18 protein-coding genes are annotated in these 21,590 nt (G+C 63.4%); 10 read left to right on the top strand and 8 right to left on the bottom strand.

Annotated features, from left to right (window positions below):
* From NKJ37_RS00275 to NKJ37_RS00245, 7 genes are all read right to left on the bottom strand, one after another.
* Positions 1 to 879, bottom strand: coding sequence for an SMP-30/gluconolactonase/LRE family protein (locus NKJ37_RS00275; RefSeq protein ID WP_023808885.1), 879 nt, complete (start codon positions 877 to 879; stop codon positions 1 to 3).
* A 34-nt stretch (positions 880 to 913) separates the two neighbouring features.
* Positions 914 to 1,876: a 3,5-dioxohexanoate:acetyl-CoA acetone transferase gene (gene kce, locus NKJ37_RS00270; RefSeq protein ID WP_023808886.1), complete on the bottom strand. Its 963-nt coding sequence runs from the start codon at positions 1,874 to 1,876 to the stop codon at positions 914 to 916.
* Complete coding sequence (locus NKJ37_RS00265; protein ID WP_023808887.1) at positions 1,873 to 2,820, bottom strand: 3-hydroxyacyl-CoA dehydrogenase; 948 nt, start codon at positions 2,818 to 2,820, stop codon at positions 1,873 to 1,875. The genes kce and NKJ37_RS00265 overlap by 4 nt, the downstream gene beginning before the upstream one ends.
* A 10-nt stretch (positions 2,821 to 2,830) precedes the next feature.
* Positions 2,831 to 3,637, bottom strand: a complete 807-nt coding sequence (locus NKJ37_RS00260; protein WP_292694483.1) for an SDR family oxidoreductase — start codon at positions 3,635 to 3,637, stop codon at positions 2,831 to 2,833.
* Positions 3,638 to 3,650: 13 nt separating this feature from the next.
* The gene (locus NKJ37_RS00255) at positions 3,651 to 5,735 is read right to left on the bottom strand and encodes an ABC transporter permease subunit (protein ID WP_352609310.1); all 2,085 of its coding nucleotides are present in this window, start codon (positions 5,733 to 5,735) and stop codon (positions 3,651 to 3,653) included.
* Entirely contained in the window at positions 5,732 to 7,264 is a 1,533-nt protein-coding gene (locus tag NKJ37_RS00250) for a sugar ABC transporter ATP-binding protein (RefSeq protein WP_352609309.1), read from the bottom strand. The genes NKJ37_RS00255 and NKJ37_RS00250 overlap by 4 nt, the downstream gene beginning before the upstream one ends.
* A gap of 80 nt (positions 7,265 to 7,344) precedes the next feature.
* Complete coding sequence (locus tag NKJ37_RS00245) at positions 7,345 to 8,472, bottom strand: sugar ABC transporter substrate-binding protein (RefSeq protein WP_023808891.1); 1,128 nt, start codon at positions 8,470 to 8,472, stop codon at positions 7,345 to 7,347.
* Between the two features lie 218 nt (positions 8,473 to 8,690).
* Here NKJ37_RS00245 and NKJ37_RS00240 point away from each other — a divergent pair, with 218 nt between their 5' ends.
* The 8 genes from NKJ37_RS00240 (at position 8,691) to apnL (ending at position 17,974) form a co-directional block, all read left to right on the top strand.
* Positions 8,691 to 9,365 (top strand): GntR family transcriptional regulator, encoded by a 675-nt coding sequence (locus NKJ37_RS00240; RefSeq protein WP_013533053.1) that lies wholly within the window; start codon positions 8,691 to 8,693, stop codon positions 9,363 to 9,365.
* Positions 9,366 to 9,655: 290 nt separating this feature from the next.
* A complete protein-coding gene (locus NKJ37_RS00235) occupies positions 9,656 to 10,483 on the top strand; it encodes a phosphogluconate dehydrogenase C-terminal domain-containing protein (RefSeq protein WP_023808892.1) in 828 nt (275 codons plus the stop codon).
* Between the two features lie 327 nt (positions 10,484 to 10,810).
* Positions 10,811 to 11,752: a D-ribose ABC transporter substrate-binding protein gene (locus NKJ37_RS00230; RefSeq protein ID WP_352609308.1), complete on the top strand. Its 942-nt coding sequence runs from the start codon at positions 10,811 to 10,813 to the stop codon at positions 11,750 to 11,752.
* 95 nt (positions 11,753 to 11,847) lie between these two features.
* Entirely contained in the window at positions 11,848 to 12,492 is a 645-nt protein-coding gene (locus NKJ37_RS00225; RefSeq protein ID WP_352609307.1) for a DUF2291 family protein, read from the top strand.
* Entirely contained in the window at positions 12,489 to 14,045 is a 1,557-nt protein-coding gene (locus NKJ37_RS00220; RefSeq protein WP_023808895.1) for a sugar ABC transporter ATP-binding protein, read from the top strand. The genes NKJ37_RS00225 and NKJ37_RS00220 overlap by 4 nt, the downstream gene beginning before the upstream one ends.
* On the top strand, positions 14,038 to 15,102 hold the full coding sequence (locus NKJ37_RS00215) for an ABC transporter permease (protein WP_023808896.1): 1,065 nt from the start codon (positions 14,038 to 14,040) through the stop codon (positions 15,100 to 15,102). Before NKJ37_RS00220 ends, NKJ37_RS00215 begins: the two co-directional genes overlap by 8 nt.
* A 2-nt stretch (positions 15,103 to 15,104) precedes the next feature.
* A complete protein-coding gene (locus tag NKJ37_RS00210) occupies positions 15,105 to 16,139 on the top strand; it encodes a Gfo/Idh/MocA family protein (RefSeq protein ID WP_352609306.1) in 1,035 nt (344 codons plus the stop codon).
* Positions 16,136 to 17,974: a D-apionate lactonase gene (apnL, locus tag NKJ37_RS00205; RefSeq protein ID WP_352772164.1), complete on the top strand. Its 1,839-nt coding sequence runs from the start codon at positions 16,136 to 16,138 to the stop codon at positions 17,972 to 17,974. Before NKJ37_RS00210 ends, apnL begins: the two co-directional genes overlap by 4 nt.
* Before the next feature lie 2 nt (positions 17,975 to 17,976).
* On the opposite strand, the gene NKJ37_RS00200 is transcribed toward apnL, so the two are convergent.
* Entirely contained in the window at positions 17,977 to 18,690 is a 714-nt protein-coding gene (locus NKJ37_RS00200; RefSeq protein ID WP_352772162.1) for a transcriptional regulator NanR, read from the bottom strand.
* Between the two features lie 185 nt (positions 18,691 to 18,875).
* Between NKJ37_RS00200 and oiaX the strand changes: the two genes are divergently transcribed.
* A complete protein-coding gene (oiaX, locus tag NKJ37_RS00195) occupies positions 18,876 to 20,126 on the top strand; it encodes a 3-oxo-isoapionate-4-phosphate decarboxylase OiaX (RefSeq protein WP_023808900.1) in 1,251 nt (416 codons plus the stop codon).
* Positions 20,127 to 20,130: 4 nt separating this feature from the next.
* Positions 20,131 to 21,465: a four-carbon acid sugar kinase family protein gene (locus tag NKJ37_RS00190; RefSeq protein WP_023808901.1), complete on the top strand. Its 1,335-nt coding sequence runs from the start codon at positions 20,131 to 20,133 to the stop codon at positions 21,463 to 21,465.
* The last annotated feature ends 125 nt before the right edge of the window (positions 21,466 to 21,590 follow it).

Raw genomic sequence — 21,590 nt, 5'->3', positions numbered from 1 at the left:
TCAGCTGCCGAAGCGGGGCTCCGCAACGCCTTTGACGCCAAGGCCCGTGATGGCGAACAGGCTGCCGCGCAAAACGCCGTCGCCGGGAAAACGCGGCAACGGCGGCTTGGCCATCGAGGTGACGTAAAGGATATCTAGCTTCGGTCCGCCGAACATGACGCTGGTGATCTTCTTGACCGGCATGTCGATGATGCGATCGATGCTGCCATCGGGCGCATAGCGCACCAGTCTTCCGTCATAGACCAGCGCATTCCACAGATAGCCCTCGGCATCGACGGTCGAGCCGTCCGCCGCACCGCCCCGGCTGGTGTCGACGCGCACGAAGGTACGCCTGTTGGTGGCGGCACCGGTGGCGATGTCGTAGTCGTAGGCCCATATCTCGCCGGTCCAAGTGTCGGCGAAATAGAAGGTGCGGTCGTCGGGGCTCCAGCATGGACCGTTGGAACAGATGATGCCGGAATCGATCCGGGTGACGGAGAAATCCGGATCCAGCCTGTAGAGACCGCCGGACGGCCCCTCTTCCATCGTGTCCATCGAGCCGGCGAAGAAGCGGCCGCGCCGGTCGACCTTGCCGTCGTTGAGCCGGTTCATTGGCCTGTCCGGCTCGGGATCGTGGATCAGCGTCACATCGCCGGAGGCGAAATCGAGCAGATGGAAACCGCGCTGCAGCGACACCACGGCGCCGCTACCGTCCTTGCGCAGCGCCATTGAGCCGATCTTCATCGGCACGTCCCATGACCGGATCTCGCGTCCGTCGGCGGTCGCCCGAAACACGCGCCCGTCGAAGCTGTCGATCCAGTAGAGTCGTTCCTGTTCGACGTCCCACAGCGGTCCTTCGCCCAGTGTGGTCTTCACGTCCACCACGACTTCGATCTTCATGCCGTCCTCCTCGGAATTGGCGCCACGCAACGATTTAGAAAGCGACCTTGTCGCCGCCCTTCAATGACAGGATTTCGCGCGCCTCGTCGGGCGTCGCCACCTCCATGCCGAGCCCCTCGATGATCTTGCGTGCCAGCAAGACCTGTTCGGCGTTCGATTTGGCAAGCTTGCCCTTGCCCGCCCAGAGACTGTCCTCCAGCCCGACGCGGATGTTGCCGCCAAGTGCGGCCGATTGCGCGGCGATGCGCAGCTGGCTGGCGCCGGCGCCGAGGACCGACCAGCGGAACTGGTCGCCGAACAGCCGGTCGGCGGTGCGCTTCATATGGGCGACGTCTTCCGGGTGCGTGCCGATGCCGCCAAGCAGCCCGAACACCGACTGCACGAAGAAAGGCGGCTTCACCAGCCCGCGGTCGGCGAAGTGCGAGAGGTTGTAGAGATGGGCGATGTCGTAGCACTCGAACTCGAAGCGCGTGCCGTTGTCGTAGCAGGTCGCCAGAATGTACTCGATGTCCTTGAACGAGTTGCGAAAGACGAGGTCGCGGGTCGCTTCCAGATGCGGCTTTTCCCAGTCGAACTTGAAGGTCTCGTATTTGTCGGCGAGGTGATAGAGCCCGAAATTGATCGAGCCCATGTTGAGCGAGGCGACTTCCGGTTTGAACTTGGCGGCCGGGCGCACGCGCTCCTCGACCTTCATGTACGGGCTGCCACCGGTGGTGATGTTGATGGCGGCGTTGGTGCCTTGCTTGACGCGCGGCAGGAAGCGAGCGAAGGCCTCCGGCGTCTGGTCGGGCTTGCCGGTTTCCGGATCTCGCGCATGCAGATGCAGGATTGCGGCACCGGCTTCGGCAGCCGCGATCGCCTCAGAAGCGATCTGGTCAGGCGTGATCGGCAGATAGGGCGACATGGTCGGCGTGTGGATGGCGCCCGTCACCGCGCAGGTGATGATGACCTTGCCCCTGGTCTGCGCAGCACTTGGCTTGCGGCTCGTTTCGATCATTGTCCGTACTCCTGGTCCGATTTTTTCTTGTGTGCCGCCAGCGCCATCAGCCGACGATCGCGCCATACCTGCCGTTCGCCGAGGTTTTCGCGTGGCAGGCGCTCGCGGCGGTCGGCTTCGACGGTTTTCATCACCTCGCCCGCCCAGTCGACGCGCCGCAGCATCTGCGGGAAAATGTTCGAATAGATCGACTGATAACGCTCGACATAGTCGCGCACGCCGCCAGGTGCATTGAGATCGATGGTCTCGAACGGACCCATGAACGACCAGCGCAGCGCCAGTCCGTCACGGATACCGATATCGACATCCTCGACGCTGGCGTAGCCGTCGGCGACAAGCCGGAAAGCCTCCTCAAGCAATGCGCCTTGCAGGCGGTTCATGATGAAGCCGTCGAGCTCGCGCTTCATCACCAGGGGCGCATGACCGGCGTCGATGAGGAAGGCGCAGGTTCTCTCGACCGTCTCGGCGGACGTCCATGGCGCCGGCACGATTTCGGCCGCCGGAATGAGATAGGGCGGATTGATCGGGTGCACGACCAGACAGCGATGCCGTCCTTGCAGATGGTCGGTGAATTTCGACGGCAACAGCGCCGAGGTGGAACTGGCGATGACTGTCCGCGGATCGGCAAGCGTGTCGATCAGCGAGAATACCTCCCGCTTCACCTCGAGGTTTTCAGGCGTGTTCTCCTGGATATGGACCGCACCCGCCAGCGCCTTTGCCAGCTCCGCGACAATGGTGATCCGGCCAAGCACAGTGTCGACGGACTGACCGCGCAGCAGGTCGTTTGCGGCAAGGTCACCGAGCACGCCGGCAATGTAGTCGCGGGCGCCGCCGGTCGCAGCGGGCGACTGATCCCACATCCGCACGTCATGGCCGGCACGGGCAAAGCTGATTGCCCAGGCCCGCCCGATAAACCCGCTTCCGACGATCGCGACATTAGCCATGGCTTGTTCCTCAAAGTGTTTCGACGTTGCCGTCGACGCCGAGCGACTGGCCGGAAATGTTGATCCCCGCATCGGAGAGCAGGAAGGCGACCATCGACGCCACATCATAGGGGCTGGTCATGCGGCGCAGCGAGATGTTCTGCAGATAGCGTCCGGTCATCTCCTCGTGGCTGATACCGACCTGCTTGGCGCGCGCCGAGATAACACCTTCGATGCGGGGCCCCTCGATGATGCCGGGCAGGATGGCGTTGACCCTGATGGCGTGCGGCCCGAGCTCCTTGGCGAGACTCTGCGTGAAACCGATGACACCGAACTTGGCCGCCGAATAGGGTGTGCGGAAGGCGTAGCCATGGCGGCCGGCGGCAGACGACATCGAGACGATCGAACCACCGCCCGCCGCCTTGATCAGCGGCACGGCGCGACGGGCGCACAGAAACTGGCCGGTCAGGCAGATGTCGATACAGCGCCGCCAATCGGAAGGGTCGATCTCGTCGACACCGCCGGTCGGCCCGGCAATGCCGGCATTGTTGATCAACGCATCGAGCCCGCCGAGTTTTTTCTCGACCGCCTCGAACAGGCGGTCGACGTCCTCGTCGCGCGAGACATCGGCCTTGACCGCAGCGACAAGGTCGATCTTGCCGGGAGCAGCGGCCAACGCCTCGTCGGAAACATCGCAGACGACGATGCGAGCGCCGAGGCGTGACAGCGTGTCGGCTATGGCAAACCCGATGCCGCCGGCGCCCGCCGTGACCAGCACGCGCTGGCCTTTCAGCCCGGTCAGAAATTCGTCCGCCGATGCCGGCGCCCTTGTGCTCATGGTCCTGTCCTTTTCATTGCAGCCGCCGTTCGCGCAACGCCATGACGGCGCCCAGAACGACCAGTCCGTAAAGAATTGCCCTCGTGGCATAGGGAAGCGTGGTGCCGGCGAGCAGCATCTGCAGTGCCGTCAGCAACAACACGCCGCCGAGCATGCCGAGATAGTGGCCGCGTCCGCCGGTGATCAGCGCGCCGCCGACCACCACCACGGCGATCGACGGCAACAGATAGTCGTCGCCCATGCCAAGGCTTGCCTGACCCGAAAAGCCGGTCAGCATGATGCCGACAACAGCCGCGCAGACGGCCGAAAGCATATAGACCAGGATCAGCGTGCGCTCGACGCCGATGCCCGACAAGCGCGCCGCGCGCAGCCCATTGCCGATGCCGTAGACGCGTCGTCCGAACGGCGTGCGGCCAAGCAGCAGTACCGCCGCGACGACAAAGACGACCATCAGCAGGACGATTGGGGTCAGCAGGCCGGCAAGCTTGGCCGTCATGACCCAGCGCAGCATCGGCGAGGAAAACCCGGCCGGCGTTCCCTGCGAATAGAGCAGCGCACAGCCTTGCAGAATGCCGTTGGTGGCAAGCGTCATGACGATCGGCGATATGCCGAGATAGACGATGCCGAAACCATTGGCGAAGCCGATGGCGCAAGCCATCACCAGAACGACCGGCAAGGCGTAGACAAGGGCCGCGTCGGAGCCGTTGACCATGCCGGCCAGGATGATGCCGGAGATGCCGATCGTCCACGGCACGGAGAGATCGAGGCCGCCGGTCAGGATGACGGTTCCCTGCCCGAGCGCTAGGACGGCGAGGAAGGACGACAGCACCAGCAGCGAATTCCAGTAACCCGGATTGAGGATGGCGCGGCCGAGCCAGACCTGCGTGACGACCACAATGAGCAACAGGCAGACATAGGCGGGCAGCGCATAGCGCAACGTTTCCGCGTTGCGTAGATGGAAGGCAGGGCGCGGCGATGCCGGACTGCGCTGGGCATGGGCTGGTTCGGCGGTCTTGAGACGCCGGTCCACGCGCTCGAGTTGCGAGGGCAGTATGCCGGCGCGCCAGGCGGCGAGCCGGGCACGCGCGGCGCGCAACTGCACGGCAAGCACCGATGCGTGCGAGATGGAGCCGGCAAGTGCTGCCAGCACCAGAATGGTGCCTTCGGCGATGGTCGCATAATAGGCCGATACGTTGAGCACCAGTAGGATGTTCACCACGATCATCAGGATAAAGGCGCCAAAGACAGAGCCCACCGGGCCGCCCTGCCCGCCGCCGAGGCGCGTGCCGCCGACGACGACCGCCGCGAACATCGACAACAGCAGCGGATTGCCGACCAGCGGATCACCGCTGCCGGTCTGGGCGCTGATGAAGACGCCGGCAAGGCCATAGCAGCCGCCGGCGATGACATAGACGGCAAAGCGCACCAGCACGACATTGATGCCGACGGAAGCGGCCGACTCCGCATCGCTGCCGACCGCATAAAGTGCTGTGCCGAAGCGGGTTCCCTTCAGCCAGAACCAGGCGAGCAGGACGACGCCGATCCCCACCAGCGGCATCGGCAGCCAGCCGGCGATCGCGTCGCCAAGATAGAAGGTACCGAGATCGGGCGACACGAAGCCGCCGGGCTTGTCCATCACCAGCAGCGTCACGCCTTGCAGGATGAACATGGTCGACAGCGTCACCACGATGGGCTGCATGCGCAGCACAGCGATGAAGAAGCCGTTGAAGGCGCCCACGGCCATGCCGACGCCGATGCCGACGGCGGTCCACAAGATGATGCTGGCGCCTGGCGCCATTGGGTCCATGCTCGATGCCAGCACGGCATTGACCAGCGATATCACCGCGCCTGCGGACAGGTCGAAGCCGCCCGACAGGATGACGATGGTCTGGCCGATCGCCGCGAGCGCCGAGGTGGCGCCGCCGCTCGACAGGAACGACACGTCGAAATATGTCAACGGCCCGGCGCTGATCCAGTCGACAACGAAGAGCAGGATCGCCAGGACGGCCGCGGCGATCAGCGCGCCGCGATTGCGCATCAGCGCACGGCGCAGTCCGACGCCGCCGGTAGCGGGGGATGAGGCTGCTGCGCTGCTCATGCGGCGGCTTCCCCGGCATGCCCGAGCGCCGGGCGCATGATGGCCGGTTCGGTGATGGCGTCGCCTTCGAGTTCGGCGGCGATGCGCCCATCGTAGAGAACCAGGACCCGGTCGCATTGATGGACGAGTTCGGGAATCTCGGTCGAGTGCAGCAGGATCGAACCGCCCGAAGCCACGTAGTTTCGCATCATCACATAAAGCTCGTGCTTGGTGCCGACGTCGATGCCTCGGGTGGGATCGAACAACAGCAGGATGCGGCTCTGCGCCACCAGCCATTTGGCGATGGCGATTTTCTGCTGGTTGCCCCCGGAAAACGCACCGGCCCGCGTCCAAAGCGCGCGGCGGTCGACCTCGACAGTGGCGAATGCCGCCTCGACGGAGCGGGTCTCGGCTTGCCCGTCGACAAGACCTAGCCGTGTGAAGCGCGATATCACGGGCAGAGTGGCGTTCTGGCTGCCCGACAGTTTCAGGAACAGGCCTTCGGATTTGCGGTCTTCCGGCACCAGGCCGATGGCCATGTTGGGGCGCAAAGCATCGGCCGGCGAACCGAGCCAGACCTTGCGGCCGTCGACGAGGATGTGGCCGCGGGTGATTTCGGCCATGCCGAAGCAGGCCAGGAATAGGTCCTGCTGGCCCATGCCCTGCAACCCCGCGACGCCGAGGATTTCGCCCTTGCGCAGATCGAAGCCAGCGCCGTCGAGCTTGCGCCCGACCTTGAGATCGCGCACGCCCAGAACCGGCGGGCCGAAGGCCTGGGCGCTGTCCGGCTTGGGCGGGAAGGTCTGCTCGATGCTGCGGCCGATGATCTTTTCGATGACGTCGCCATCCGAGACATCGGCAACCGGCGCGGTGACGATGTGGCGGCCGTTTCTCAGGATCGTCAACGTCTCGCAGAAGGCACGGACCTCGCGCATGCGATGGGTGATGAAAACGATGGTGGTGCCGGCCGCCTTCAGCCTGGCGATGATGTCGCCCAGCCAGTCGACGTCGCGGCCGGCGAGCGTCGAGGTCGGTTCGTCGAGCAAAAGGATGCGCGGCTTGCGGTAGACGGCACGCGCGATCTCGATCTTCTGGCGCACCGAAAGCTCGAGCTCACTCACCTCGGCATCGAGATCGACGGAAAAACCGAGATCTTCGATATGGCGGCGGACGGCCTTGCGGGCGGCACCGCGGCGGATCAGGCCGGAGATGCCGACGGGGGCGTAAGGCAGCATCATGTTGTCGAGGACGGAGAGGTCACGCACCAGGGTCATCTCCTGGAATGCTGTCTGCATACCGAGCGCATGTGCTGCGCGCGGTGCGCCGCAAGCGATCTCCTTGCCGAAGACACGGACATGGCCTTGGCTCGGCCGGACCAGTCCGGACAGCAGCTTCACCAGTGTCGACTTGCCCGCTCCGTTTTCACCGAGCAGGGCATGGACGCTGCCGGGCGCGATCGCAAACGACACGCCGTCCAGCGCGACGGTCGGGCCGAACGCCTTGCTGATACCGTCGATCTCGATGGCGGGGAGCTCGGAATGTTCTGTCATTGTCCTCGATCGCCGGGCTTGGCATGGATTGACGATGCACGGACAACAGTCCGTGCATCGTCACACGCGCCTTGGGAGGCTTAGTTCTCCGGTTGTCCGACGAGGGCAGCATTAAGGCCGACCTCGGGTGTCTGGTCCGAGAAGATCGAGGCAAACCAGCCCGGATTGGAGACCAGCGACGGCTTGAAGGCGTTGCAGCCGGCCTTCATCTCCGCCCATGTGCCTTCGTCGCACAGCTTGATCGTCTCATTGGTGACGAGCGGCAGCGGCAGGATGGTGGTCTTCGGCACGTCCTTGCCTTCGATCGCCTCGACGGCAAGCTTCAGCGCCAGCGCACCCGAATAAGGCGGCGAGGCGTAGGAAATGCGTTGTGCGCCGGCCGGCGCGTAAGGGGCGGCCGCACCTTCGACTTCGGTGCCCTCCGGCAGCATCTGGATGCGGCCGCCATTGGAACCTTCGCCGGCGCAAGGCAGGAGTTCGCTTGTCTTCTTGCCGGCCTCGAGCTGCATCGAGTTGGCGGTGAAGCAGCCGACCTGCATCCACAGCCCGTTGATGTCGTCCCAATTGCGGGTGGCCAGGATTTTCGAAAGTTCGGTGCGGGCGACCGCCTGGCTCCACATGCCGACAGCCTCGCCGACGATCTTGATATCAGGATATTTGGCGAAGACTTCCTTGGCGGCTTTTGTCCGCTGATCGTCGACGGATGTTCCCGGGACACCCGTGATGGCGATGATGTTGCCCTTGCCGTTGAGCTTCTTGACCAGCCATTCGGCGGTCACCCTGCCGGCTTCCAGCTGGTCGATGTGGACGTTGTAGGCACAAGGCTCGGTGATCTCGGCGTCGTAGGCAAAGACCTTCACGCCCTTGTCGCAGGCATTCTTGACGACCTGGTTGAGCGCGGTCGGCGAGATCGGATATACGACGATGGCCTCGGCGCCGCTTTGCACCATTGCGTTGATCTGCTGAATCTGGCGTTGCGCGTTGGGGCCAGCGACCTGGACCTGCAGGTCGACCTTGTCGGCCAGGCTCTTGTGAGCGGCCATGGCCTTGACCATGTTGGCCGCCTCCGCTTGCCAATCATTGCCTATGTAGCTCATGCTGAGAAAGATCTTGTGCTTCTCGGCTGCCTGCGCGGCGGACAGGCCGAAGGCGCATGCAGCCATCCCAGCCAGCAGCGCGAGCCGCCGGACTTTCGATCCGATACCCATGTGAAACTCCTCCCAAACAGAACGACCGAATGCCTCCCAAGGGCACAAAACGTAACCTTTGCCATTCGATGCCAGCGACCGTAACATGATTTGATCAAATATCAATGATGAAATCGTTTATATCAAAACGGCTATGTCAGCCGCTTGACGTGGCACCACGAACCTTGCATTCCGACACAAGCAATAGTGTCGCCCTTGGGCGGGAAGGTTGACCGGAGATGGCTGGATCGGCGTTCAGGAAGCCTGGTGTCGAGATCATTCCACTGTCCAAGGAAACTCTGCAGGACCGGGTCTATAATCAGGTCACCGAACTGATCCTCGACGGCAGCATCGTACCGGGCGAGATGGTCACGGTTCAGAGCCTCGCCGACGCCTTTGGCGTCAGCCCGATGCCGGTCAGGGAAGCGCTGCGGCGCCTGACGGCAGCCAACGCGCTGACCGTGGTATCCGGGCGCTCCATTGGTATTCCGGCGCTCAGCCGCGAGCGGCTCACCGATTTGCGCAATGTACGTTTTGAGATAGAGGCCATCGCCGCCGGCTGGGCCTCACAGAACCGGAGTGATGCGGATCTTGCGATTTTCGCGCGCGATCTGGACTCGCTGGAACGCGCGAATGGCGCGGACGACGTAAAGGCCTATCTGAGGGCGAATTACACCTTCCACTTCGCAATCTACCGAGCAGCAGGATCCGAAACCCTGCTCAAGATCATCAAGGACCTATGGCTGCAGATCAGCCCCTATTTCAATATGCTTCATGGGTCCTACTCGACCGCGAACACATACCATCAACAGATGTTTGCGGCCCTGCGCGACCGGGACGAGCAGGCAGTTCAGGCGGCGGTTCGCGGCGATATCGATGCGGCTTTCGACATGCTGGTCGACCTTTTGAAGTAGCGCCCGGCCCCACCTCCAACCCCCAACAGATGCCTCCTATTTCTAGGGATGGCAGAGCAGCGCCCATGCGCACTCAGCGGGCAAGCGCGGGCTTCTTCTGGTGATCTAGAAATCGTATCCAGAGCGCGCCATCCATGGTTCTCGTGCTGGAGCTTGCCGTCGGCAGCCGATGACGCGGCGCACGCATCGCATGGTCATTATCAGATTGCCAAAATCTGGTAGCGTGATTATACCAGTTGATCAGTTGACGACGGGCGATGCCGTCGGCGAAGAACAGGAGTGGTGACCAGATGACAACGATTGCGCTGTTCGGGGCTGGCGGAAAAATGGGCTACCGCCTGTCGACCAACTTTCGCGGGTCGCCCTACACGATACGCCATGTCGAGGTCAGCGATGCCGGCCGCGAACGGCTGAAGACCGGACTGGGTTTCGATACGGTCAGTGCCGACGAGGCGCTCAAGGACGCCGATGTGGTGATCCTGGCCGTTCCCGACACGCATATCGGCAAGGTAGCGGCCAGCATCGAGAGCAAGCTGGTATCAGGCACGATGGTGGTGGTGCTAGACGCGGCAGCACCCTTCGCCGGCCATCTGCCGAAGCGGCCGGACCTCACCTATTTCGTCACCCACCCCTGCCATCCGCCGATCTTCAATGACGAGACGGACATGGCCGCGAAGAAGGACTATTTCGGCGGCGTGAAGGCCAAGCAGCATATGGTCAGCGCCCTGATGCAGGGGCCGGAAGAGGACTACGCCAAGGGCGAGGCGATCGCGAAGATCATATGGGCGCCGGTGATGCGTTCGCACCGCGTCAGCGTCGAACAGATGGCGCTGCTCGAGCCTGGCCTTTCGGAGACGGTGTGCGCCTCGTTGTTGGTGGTGATGAAGGAAGCCGTCGACGAAGTCGTGGCGCGCGGTGTCGACAAGCAGGCGGCGCTCGACTTCCTGCTCGGCCATATGAACGTGCTCGGCGCCGTCATCTTCGGCGAGACCAAGGGCGTTTTCTCGGACGCCTGCAACAAGGCGATCGAGTTCGGCAAGCCGGTGCTGATGCGTGACGACTGGAAGCGGGTGTTCGAACCGGAAGAGATCGCCGCCAGCATTCAGCGGATCACCTGAGAGAAGACAGGTGCTTGACGCAGCACCTCGAGGGCCCGGCCTGTCATTGCCGACCCTCGGTTTTGGTAGCTCATCAGGTACATGTCACCTGAATTAGTGGTTGACTCATCATACCAGTTGGCTTAGCTGTTCATGGCTCGGATCGACAGGGTTTCGCAGGGAGTTCGAAGCCTGGCGAGTGGAGGATGGCTGGGGAGCAACGATCCGCCTGGGGTAAGCCGGCAACGGTTTTTTGACCCAAGCGATCCGCGGCCCGCGCTGCCTGACGAGTTCGGATGCAGACGAAGCCATTGGCCGATCAAGGCAATTTTCAAACGGGAGGACTTCATGAAACTCACACGCAGAATGACGCTTGCGGCTTTCGCCGGCATGCTGGCGCTTGGCACGGCCGTGCCCGCCTACGCGGCGGATCTCATCGCCATCATCACGCCCTCGCACGACAATCCGTTCTTCAAGGCGGAAGCCGTCGGCGCCGAAGCCAAGGCCAAGGAACTCGGCTATGAGGCGCTGGTGCTGGTCCATGACGACGACGCCAACAAGCAGTCCGAGTTGATCGACACCGCAATCGGCCGCGGCGCCAAGGCGATCATCCTCGACAATGCCGGCGCCGACGCCACCGTCGCCGCCGTGCAAAAGGCCAAGGACGCAGGGATTCCGTCCTTCCTGATCGACCGCGAGATCAACGCCACCGGCGTCGCCGTGGCGCAGATCGTCTCCAACAACTACCAGGGTGCCCAGCTCGGCGCGCAGGAGTTCGTCAAACTGATGGGCGAGAAGGGCAATTTCGTCGAACTGGTCGGCAAGGAATCCGACACCAATGCCGGCATTCGTTCCAAGGGTTATCACGACGTCATCGATGACTATCCGGACCTGAAGATGGTTGCCCAGCAGTCGGCCAACTGGAGCCAGACGGAAGCCTATTCCAAGATGGAATCGATCCTGCAGGCCAACCCCGACATCAAGGGCGTGATCTCCGGCAACGACACGATGGCGATGGGCGCCTATGCGGCACTTGCCGCGGCGAACCGCAAGGACGTCATCGTCGTCGGCTTCGACGGATCGAACGACGTGCGCGACTCCATCACCGCCGGCGGTGTCAAGGCAACCGTGCTGCAGCCGGCCTTCGCGCAGGCGCAGATGGCGGTCGAGCAGGCCAACGACTTCATCAAGAACAAGAAGTCGCCGGCCAAGGAAAAGCAGTTGATGGACTGCGTTCTGATCAATGGCGACAATGCCGCCAAGCTGGAGACCTTCGCGCTGACGAACTGAGTCAGCGTGATTTCAATAGCGAGGGGCGAACATCGGTTTTCGCCCCTTGCCGCCATTTTCCGTGGGCCGCCCACGATGCTGAACGACAGGCCGCCATGCTGAACACCAAGCCGAACTGGCCGATCCTTACCGTGATGGTCGGCATCAGCCTGACCGCCTGCAAGATCCTGCCTACGAAATCGGAAGCCGGAGACAACGCTCCCGCCTTCAATCCAGACAAGATGGTCGAAGAGACATGGGCGGCAAAGGTCGTGCCCTATCTCCAGCAGAAAGCCGGACCGTTTGCGCAGGTTCACACCCTGGCGACAACCGATCCATCGGCTGCCGGCGCCAAATACGGCAATCCGAACAAGCAGGCGAATTCGCCTTGGACTTTCGCGGTTCGCCTGGAAGGCAAGATCGTCGCGGCCAACACGCAGTCGCGGGCGGCAACCGTCGACGTCGATGTCGACGGCGACGGCAAGGCCGATGCACGGGTGCAGATCGGACCGGCGGTGCGCGGCACCGCGCTGCGCGACAGCCTGGACTTCATCCAGTTCAACGACTTCACCAACCAGATCGACTTCGCCCAGTTCGGCAAGGCGTTCAACAGCTACACCGACAAGACGGTGCTGTCCAAGCTGCCGCGCGAGGCGCTGGAAGGCCGCAGTGCCAAAGTGCTGGGCGCCTATACGCTGGGGAGCGGCCAGGACCTGCCGCTGGTGACGCCGGCGGAGGCAGAGATCGGGCCGAAGCCATGAGCGCGACAGCAGAGCGCGAAATCATCCTGAAGCTGGAGGACGTCTCCAAGGTCTATTCTGGCACCGTTGCGGTCAAGCGCGCCAATTTCGAGGTGCGCAAGGGCGCGGTCAACGTGCTGGTCGGTGAAAACGGCGCCGGCAAGTCGACGCTGATGAAGATCATCGCCGGTGTGGAACGGCCGACCGCCGGCCGCATCCTGCTGGAAGGCGAAGAGGTTTCCTTCTCGTCATCCGGTGATGCGGTGAACCGTGGCATCGGCATGGTGTTCCAGGAGTTGAACCTGTTCGGCAACATGAGCGTCGCCGAGAATATTTTCGCCACCCGGGAGATCACCAACCGCTTCGGCAAGATCGACCGCAAGGAACAGGAGCGCCGTGCGGCTGAATTTCTGGAACGCCTGCAAGCCGGCATACGGCCCGACATGCTGGTCGAGGATTTGCGCATCGGCCAGCAGCAGTTGGTCGAGATCGCCAAGGCGGTTTCGCTCGATGCGCGAATCCTGATCATGGACGAGCCGACCTCGGCGCTGAGCGCTGCGGAGGTCGAGATCCTGTTCAAGGTGATCGCCGACCTCAAGGCGCGCGGCGTGGCCATCGTCTACATCTCGCACCGGCTGGAAGAGCTGATCCGCATCGGCGACTACATCACCGTGCTGCGCGACGGCCGCATCACCGGCCAGGAGGAGATGAAGAACGTCGACACGCAATGGATCGTTCGCCAGATGATCGGTTCCGACGCCAAGGATTTCGCCAAGGCTGACGGCCATCTTCCGGGCGAGGAGATCTTTCGAGCCGAGGACATCTGCCTGCCGCGCGCTATCGGCGGGCTTGCCGTCGACCATGTCTCGCTGTCGCTGCGCGCCGGCGAGATCCTCGGCATCTACGGCCTGATGGGCGCCGGTCGCAGCGAATTGTTCGACTGCATCATGGGCCGCCACGGCCATTCGACAGGCGCGATCTTCATTGGCGGTAAAAAGGTCAAGGAGCGCGACACGACGCGGCGCATCCGGCGTGGCCTGGCATTGATCCCCGAGGATCGCCAGCGCGAAGGGCTGGTGTCGATCCTCTCGGTCGCCAGCAATCTGACGCTAGCCAGCCTGTCGCGATTTGCCCGCCTGTTCCATATCCGTGGCGCCGACGAAAGGCAGGCGGTGACGCAGATGGTGCGGGAACTGGCGATCAAGGTCGCCGACCCGGCGCAGGAAGTGTCTTCGCTGTCGGGCGGCAACCAGCAGAAGGTGGTGATCGGCAAGGCGCTGCTCACCGAACCCAAGGTGCTGCTAATGGACGAACCCAGCCGAGGCATCGATGTCGGCGCCAAGGCAGACGTCTTCCGCACCATGCGCAAACTGTCCCGCGACGGATTGGGGATTTTGTTCGCCACCTCCGACCTCGATGAGGTGATGGCGCTGTCCGACCGCATCGCGGTGATGAGCAACGGAAAACTGACCGGCATGTTCGACCGTGCCGAGGCGACGGAGGCGGCACTCGTCGCTGCTTCGGCGCTTGGCCACGGACCGGTCCCACACACGGAGAGCACCGCCCATGACTGACATCCCAGCCAAGGCGGCCGCTCATTCCGCTTCCAGCGGCTCCGTGCTGTTGACGCTGATGAAGCTCAGGACCTTCATCGCGCTTATCGCCGTGCTGATCTTCTTCTCGATCGCGGCGCCGAATTTCCTGTCGACCGCCAATCTGATCCTGATGTCGAAGCACGTGGCGCTGAACGCGTTCCTGGCGATGGGCATGACCTTCGTCATCATCACCGGCGGCATCGACCTTTCGGTCGGCTCGATCGTCGGCCTGTGCGGCATGGTGGCCGGCTATCTCGTGCTCAATGGCATCGACCTGCAGATCGGCTACACCATCTATTTCAACGTCTTCGAGATCGCGCTGATCACGCTTGCCGTCGGCATATTGATCGGCGCCGTCAACGGCTTGCTGATCACCCGGCTGAACGTCGCGCCGTTCATCGCCACGCTTGGCGTGCTCTATGTCGCGCGCGGCCTGGCGCTGCTGTCGTCGGATGGCCGCACCTTTCCCAACCTCGTCGGCAAGCCGGAGCTTGGCACCACCGGTTTCGGTTTCCTCGGTGCAGGCCGGCTGCTTGGCCTGCCGGTGGCGATCTGGATCCTGATCGTCGTTGCACTGGGAGCCGCCTATCTCGCCAAATACACACCGCTCGGCCGCCATATCTTCGCCGTCGGCGGCAATGAACGGGCGTCGCGGATTTCGGGCGTCCGTGTCAACATGGTGAAGATGTTCGTCTATATGTTCTCCGGTTTCTGCGCGGCGATCGTCGGCCTGATCATCTCGTCCGAGCTGATGGCCTCGCATCCGGCAACAGGCGAAAGTTTCGAGCTCAACGCCATTGCGGCGGCGGTGCTCGGCGGTACCTCGATGTCGGGCGGGCGCGGCACGATCGGCGGCACCATCGTCGGCGCCTTCGTCATCGGCATTCTTTCGGACGGGTTGGTGATGATGGGTGTGAGTTCGTTCTGGCAAATGGTGATCAAGGGTCTCGTCATCATCGTCGCCGTTGTCGTCGACCAGGCACAACGCCGGCTTCAACAGCGCGTCACCTTGATGCAGATGGCGAAGGCGGGTTGAGCATGGCGGAGTTGCGTGGAGCGCTGATCGGCTGCGGCTTCTTTGCCGTCAACCAGATGCACGCCTGGCGCGGCATTGCGGGCGCTTCGATCGTTGCTATCTGCGACCGTGACCCGGAACGGCTCAAGATCGTCGGCGACCAGTTCGGCATAGCGAAGCGCTATACCGATGCGGCGGAACTTTTTGCCGGCGAAAGCCTGGACTTCGTCGACATCGCCACCACCGCGCCCAGCCATCGTCCGCTTGTCGAAATGGCGGCCGCTCATCGCGTTCCGGTGATCTGCCAAAAGCCGTTCGCGCCGACGCTCGCCGACGCCAAGGCAATGGTCGGGGCATGCGCGGAAGCCGGCGTGCCGCTGATGGTGCATGAGAATTTTCGCTGGCAGTCGCCGATCCAGGCGGTGCGCGCCGTGCTCGACAGCGGCGAGATCGGCACGTCTTTCTTCGGGCGCATCTCCTTCCGCTCCGGCTATGACGTGTTTTCCGGCCAGCCCTATCTAGCGACGGGAAAGCGCTTCATCATCGAGGACCTCGGCATCCATATCCTCGATATCGCCCGCTTCCTGCTCGGCGACGTCTCGACCATCACGTCGCGAACCGCCCGCGTCAATCCTAGTATCGCGGGCGAGGATGTGGCGACGATGCTTCTGGACCACAAGAGCGGCGCGACCTCCGTGGTCGACTGCAGCTATGCGACGAAGCTTGCCACCGAGCCGTTTCCCGAGACGCTGATCGAGATCGACGGCAGCGACGGAACGATCCGGCTGGCGCAGGGATACCGGCTCACCGTCACCGGCAAGAACGGCACGGTCGTCACCGACGTCTCGCCGCCGCTGCTGCCATGGGCGTCGCGGCCCTGGCATAACATTCAGGAAAGCGTCGTCGCCATCCAGCAGCATTGGGTAGACTGCCTGGCGAAGGGAATCGAACCGGCGACCTCGGGCGCCGACAATCTCAAGACGTTCGCACTGGTCGAGGCGGCTTACACCGGTGCCGCGAGCCGGCAACCGGTGCAGCTCGACGCCTTGCTTAAATGACCGCCGACGCATTCCTGCTCTACGGAACGCATGCCGTCGAGGCCGAACCAATCAGGCTACGCGCAGGCGCGCTCAGCGCCGACTTCGTCAACGGCAATCTGCGCACCATCCGGCATGGCGGCACCGAGGTGCTGCGCGCCATCGCCTATATCGTGCGTGACCGCGACTGGGGCACCTATGAGCCAAATTTGACGGACCTGATCATCAACCAGGCGGCCGACGCTTTTTCGGTCAGCTATTCGGCAAGCTGCCTGGCCCCCGATGGAAGCCGGCTCGGCTTCCGCGCCACCATCAAAGGCTCTGCCGATAGCCATCTGGCCTTCGAGGTCAGCGCCCTTCCCGAAAGCGATTTCGAAACCAACCGCTGCGGCTTCTGCATCCTGCATCCTATCGCCGACCTCGCCGGCAGCCCGGTCAAGGTCGAGCATACGGACGGCAGCGTGGAGGCGACAAAGCTTCCCGAACTGATAGACCGCTGGCAGCCTTTCAAGGATATCCGCGCCATCACCCATCAGGTTCGGCCTGGCGTCACCGCCGAATGCCGGATGGAAGGCGATACTTTCGAAATGGAGGACCAGCGCAACTGGTCTGACGCATCCTACAAGACCTATGTGCGGCCGCTGGCGCTGCCATGGCCGTATGTGCTGCCTGCCGGCCAAACCCTGCGCCAGACGATCAGCCTGCGCATCGCAGGTGAAGGCAAAGCACCGGCTGCCACCGTGACCAGCGAACCGGTCCGCGTTGGACTCGGCGAGGTCGGGCCAAGGCTGCCCGATGTCGGCGTGGTCATCTATCCCGAGGATGTCGAGACGGCGCTGGCGAACCTCTCCACGCTGGCGGCACTCGGCCCACAACAGCTGCTGTTTCACTACGATCCGACGCGTGGCCACGGGCTCGACGCCTTGCGCGCTTTCGCCCGACTGGCAACTGCCTACGCAGCCGAAACGACCCTCGAATGCGTCGTTGCCTGCGCCGGCGATCTTGACGCCGAGATGTCTGGCGTCGCCAATCTGGTGCGCGAGGCCGGGCTGAAACTCTCGGCCATTGCCGTGTCGCCGTCGGTCGACCGACAGTCGACTCCGCCGGGCAGCGCGTGGCCGGACTGTCCGCCACTCGAGGAGATCTATGCCGCAACGCGGCGCGCGTTCTCGGATATCCGCCTCGGCGGCGGCATGTTCAGCTATTTCACCGAGCTCAACCGCAAGCGCGTGCCGGCGGACCAGCTCGATTTCGTCACCCATTGCACCTGCCCGATCGTGCATGCCGCCGACGATCTCAGCATCATGCAATCGCTGGAGGCGCTGCCTTTCATCACCCAATCGGCGCGGGCGATCTTCGGGGCGAAACCCTATCGGATCGGACCATCGACGATTGCCATGCGGCAGAACCCCTATGGCGGCGCGACCAAGCCCAATCCCGGGGGACAGCGCATCGCCATGGCCGACCGAGACCCGCGCCATGCCGGCCAGTTCGCGGCGGCATGGACGATCGGCTATGCCGCGCGCATCGCGCCCGCTGGGCTGGAACAGCTCACGCTCTCCAGCTTCACCGGACCGTTCGGCGTGCTGGCGTCATTTGGAGAACCCGTCGCGGAAGGAACACCCCGGCCGCTCTTCAGGGCCATCAAGGGGCTTTGCGAACTGGCCGGCCTTGCGCATGTGTCGGCAAGGACGAGCGATGAGACCAAGGTGCTGGCGCTGGCCGGGCGCTCCGCCTCGGGCAAGACAATCGCGTGGCTGGCGAACCTGACGGCGGACGAAGTGCCGGTCGACATTTCGGCTTTTGGCCGCGGCCATCTCGTGATGACGCCTTACGCGATCACCCGGCTCGGCTGAAGTTACTTTTCGGAATTCATCACATAGAGCGCGCGCGAGCGTTCGAGATGCTTGATCATCGCCTTCTCGGCGCCATCCGCATCCTTTTTCTCGATGCGGCCGATGATCTCTTCGTGCTCGGTCAGCGTGAACTTTTCCTTGCCGGTCCAGATCAGCATTTCGGTGTGGTATTCCTTCAGCCAGCCGAGCATCGCCTCACTAACGGCGACATAGATCGGATTGCCTGAGATCGCGGCGATCTGGGTATGGAATTTCATGTCGGCGGAGATGAAGGCTTCGGAATCGCCACGGAAGCCGCGCTGTTCGGCAACGGTGGCCCTGAGGCGCTGCACATCCTCGGCGGTGGCCTTTTCGGCGGCTTCCCTGACCATGCCGCGCTCGAAGAAGATGCGCGCGGTCTTCAGGTGCTCAAGCGCGTCCTTCGATGACGACAGGATGATCTTGGCGGCGCCATCGACCTGCTTGATGATCGACTTTGCCGTGAGCTGCAGCACCTTGGCGCGCTCGCCATGCGAGATCGCGACCAGGCCCATATTGCTCAGCGCCTGCATCGCCTCGCGAATCGCCGGCCTGCCGACCTCGAAGCGCTCCATCAGTTCGCGCTCCGACGGCATGTCGTCACCCGGCATCAATTCGCCGCTGGTGATCAGGCGCTTCAGCCGCAAGAAGACCTCGTCGGAAAGCTTGCGCCGGACAATCGGTTCCGAACGGTTCATCGTCGCGAATCACTCCCTTGAGCCGGCCCTATCTAACACTGCCGCCACATTTCCCGGAAATTGCCGCCTGTCGATCTGCCTAAAACTTCTAGCCGGATATGCCTTGCAATACTTATGTACTCATTATACCAGATTTAGAACACCGGTGAACCTTTTTCGAACGCCTCGGCTTAAGACAGCAGACCATGATCACCCTCACCTATCGCATCGAAACGCCTGGAAGCATCGAAGCGTTGGCCGCCAAGATCGCCAGCGACCAGTCGACCGGCACCTTCGTCGCGCTGCCCGGCGAGACCGAAGAGCTGAAGGCCCGGGTGGCGGCGCGCGTGCTGGCGATCCGGCCTCTGCCCGATGCCGAGCGGCCGTCACTTCCCGATGACGGCAGCGGGCCGTTCAAACGCGCCGATGTCGACATCGCCTTTCCGTTCGATGCCATCGGCACCGACCTTTCGGCGCTGATGACCATCGCCATCGGCGGCACCTATTCGATCAAGGGCCTCACCGGGATCCGCGTCGTCGACATGAAGCTGCCGGAGGATTTTCGCGGCGCGCATCCCGGCCCACAGTTCGGTGTCGCCGGCAGCCGCCGACTGACCGGTGTGACGGACCGCCCGATCATCGGCACCATCGTCAAGCCGGCGCTCGGGCTGCGGCCGCACGAGACGGCGGCAATGGTGGCGGAACTGATCGCCGCCGGCGTCGATTTCATCAAGGATGACGAGAAGCTGATGAGCCCGGCCTATTCGCCGCTGTCGGAGCGGGTGAAGGCAATCATGCCGCTGATCCTCGACCATAAGCAGAAGACCGGCAAGAAAGTGATGTATGCCTTCGGCATTTCGCATGCCGACCCGGATGAGATGATGCGCAACCACGATCTGGTGGCGAAGGCCGGCGGCAATTGCGCTGTTGTCAACATCAATTCGATCGGGCTCAGTGGCATGGCGTTCCTGAGGAAGCGCTCCAGTCTGGTGCTGCATGCTCACCGCAACGGCTGGGACATCCTCACCCGGCACCCCGGGCTAGGTATGGGCTTCAAGGTCTGGCAGCAATTCTGGCGACTGCTCGGCGTCGACCAATTCCAGATCAACGGCATCGCCTCGAAATATTGGGAGCCGGATGACTCCTTCGTCGAGTCGTTCAAGGCGGTGACGACGCCGATCTTCTCACCTGAGGACTGCGCCTTGCCGGTCGCCGGCTCCGGCCAGTGGGGCGGGCAGGCGCCCGAGACATATGCGCGGACCGGCCGGACCGTCGATCTTCTCTATCTCTGCGGCGGTGGCATCGTCAGCCATCCGGACGGGCCGGGCGCCGGCGTGCGTGCCGTGCAGCAAGCCTGGCAGGCGGCGGTCGACGGCATTCCGCTTGCCGACTTCGCCCTGAACCACCCTGAACTGGCGCGGTCGATCGAAAAATTCGGCGACGGCAAGGCAGCCTGAAGCCATGCAGAACCTGCTTCTCAGCTATTATGGCGACGACCTGACCGGCTCGACCGATGTCATGGAGGCGCTTGAGCTCGGCGGCGTGCCGACCGTGCTGTTCATGCGCCAGCCGGACGATGCCTTGCTTTCGCGGTTTGCCCATTGCCGGGCGATCGGCCTCGCCGGCACCAGCCGCAGCGAGACGCCGCAGTGGATGGACATGCATCTGCGCGATGCCTTTGCCTGGCTGAAGACACTCAACGCCGCGATCTGCCACTACAAGGTTTGCTCGACCTTCGATTCCAGCCCAACGGTCGGCAGCATCGGCCGGGCCATCGAGGTCGGCCGCTCGGTGTTCGCGCAGGATAGTGTGCCGCTGCTGGTCGGCGCGCCGCAGCTCAAGCGCTACACCGCCTTCGGCCATCTATTCGCCGCCTATCGCGACCAATATTTCCGCATCGATCGCCACCCTGTGATGAGCCGCCATCCGACGACGCCGATGGATGAGGCCGATCTCCTGATCCATCTGTCGCGGCAGACGGCGCTGAGCTCCGGGCTGATCGACCTTGCAACGCTGCAGTCCGCGTCGCGATCGGCCGCGTTCGATCGCCTGACCGGAAACGGCACCCCCATCGTGCTTCTCGATGTCGACAATCTGGAAACGCAGGCTCTGGCCGGCAAGGAGATCTGGCGCGTTCGCAAGCCAGGCGGTTCTTTTGTCGTCGGCTCGTCCGGGGTCGAGTATGCATTGCTGGCCGAATGGGCGTCGAATGACATTGTCGGCGCTGGACAAGGTTTTACGCCGCCGGGCGCAGCCGAGCGGATAGCCGTCGTGTCGGGCAGTTGTTCGCCGACCACCGAGCGGCAGATCCGGCATGCCCTGACCGACGGTTTCGACGGCATCGAGGTCGATCCCGTCGAGCTGGTTTCGGAGTCTTCGCAGCAGGCGATCGCGCGCGCAACGGCAAGCGGCCGTGCCAGTCTGCAAGCCGGGCGCAGCGTCATCCTCTACACCGCGCTTGGCCCCGATGCCGACAGGGGCGCCGAAATCGACCGGCAGGAAGGCGCCCGCCACAGGCTTGGCCGCGGCCTTGGAGAAATCCTTCGCAGCCTGACGATCGAACAGAATTTGCGGCGCGTGGTCATTGCCGGCGGCGACACGTCGAGCCACGCACTCGGCGAGATGGGTGTCGATGCCCTGACAATTCGCATGCCGCTGCCCGCTTCGCCTGGCTCGCCGCTCTGCGTTGCCCACTCGCGCGTCAAGGCGATCGACGGCTTGGAGGTCGCGCTCAAGGGCGGCCAGGTCGGAACCGATCGCTATTTCTCAGCCATCCGCGACGGCCTCGGCACTTGAACCAGCCGACACCTGGATTTCAGGAGCCGCTGTGCGAGAGCACTTCAACACGCGAAATGCGCCTTGCCGGGTGGAAATCCCGGTAACACCCGGTACTATCTGCGAAAATGCCGAAATCGGGAGGA

The sequence above is a fragment of the Mesorhizobium sp. M0140 genome (assembly GCF_040322475.1).
Lineage (GTDB): Bacteria > Pseudomonadota > Alphaproteobacteria > Rhizobiales > Rhizobiaceae > Mesorhizobium.
The sequence above is the reverse complement of the archived record's forward strand: the minus strand, read 5'-3'. Positions and strand labels throughout refer to the sequence as shown.

Coding starts and splice junctions, on each gene's coding strand:
- NKJ37_RS00240 (WP_013533053.1), top strand. CDS start 8,691: ATGGCTGGATCGGCGTTCAGGAAGCCTGGTGTCGAGATCATTCCACTG.
- NKJ37_RS00220 (WP_023808895.1), top strand. CDS start 12,489: ATGAGCGCGACAGCAGAGCGCGAAATCATCCTGAAGCTGGAGGACGTC.
- NKJ37_RS00255 (WP_352609310.1), bottom strand. CDS start 5,735: ATGAGCAGCGCAGCAGCCTCATCCCCCGCTACCGGCGGCGTCGGACTG.
- NKJ37_RS00210 (WP_352609306.1), top strand. CDS start 15,105: ATGGCGGAGTTGCGTGGAGCGCTGATCGGCTGCGGCTTCTTTGCCGTC.
- NKJ37_RS00275 (WP_023808885.1), bottom strand. CDS start 879: ATGAAGATCGAAGTCGTGGTGGACGTGAAGACCACACTGGGCGAAGGA.
- NKJ37_RS00235 (WP_023808892.1), top strand. CDS start 9,656: ATGACAACGATTGCGCTGTTCGGGGCTGGCGGAAAAATGGGCTACCGC.
- kce (WP_023808886.1), bottom strand. CDS start 1,876: ATGATCGAAACGAGCCGCAAGCCAAGTGCTGCGCAGACCAGGGGCAAG.
- NKJ37_RS00225 (WP_352609307.1), top strand. CDS start 11,848: ATGCTGAACACCAAGCCGAACTGGCCGATCCTTACCGTGATGGTCGGC.
- NKJ37_RS00265 (WP_023808887.1), bottom strand. CDS start 2,820: ATGGCTAATGTCGCGATCGTCGGAAGCGGGTTTATCGGGCGGGCCTGG.
- NKJ37_RS00230 (WP_352609308.1), top strand. CDS start 10,811: ATGAAACTCACACGCAGAATGACGCTTGCGGCTTTCGCCGGCATGCTG.
- apnL (WP_352772164.1), top strand. CDS start 16,136: ATGACCGCCGACGCATTCCTGCTCTACGGAACGCATGCCGTCGAGGCC.
- NKJ37_RS00215 (WP_023808896.1), top strand. CDS start 14,038: ATGACTGACATCCCAGCCAAGGCGGCCGCTCATTCCGCTTCCAGCGGC.
- NKJ37_RS00250 (WP_352609309.1), bottom strand. CDS start 7,264: ATGACAGAACATTCCGAGCTCCCCGCCATCGAGATCGACGGTATCAGC.
- NKJ37_RS00260 (WP_292694483.1), bottom strand. CDS start 3,637: ATGAGCACAAGGGCGCCGGCATCGGCGGACGAATTTCTGACCGGGCTG.
- NKJ37_RS00200 (WP_352772162.1), bottom strand. CDS start 18,690: ATGAACCGTTCGGAACCGATTGTCCGGCGCAAGCTTTCCGACGAGGTC.
- NKJ37_RS00245 (WP_023808891.1), bottom strand. CDS start 8,472: ATGGGTATCGGATCGAAAGTCCGGCGGCTCGCGCTGCTGGCTGGGATG.
- oiaX (WP_023808900.1), top strand. CDS start 18,876: ATGATCACCCTCACCTATCGCATCGAAACGCCTGGAAGCATCGAAGCG.
- NKJ37_RS00190 (WP_023808901.1), top strand. CDS start 20,131: ATGCAGAACCTGCTTCTCAGCTATTATGGCGACGACCTGACCGGCTCG.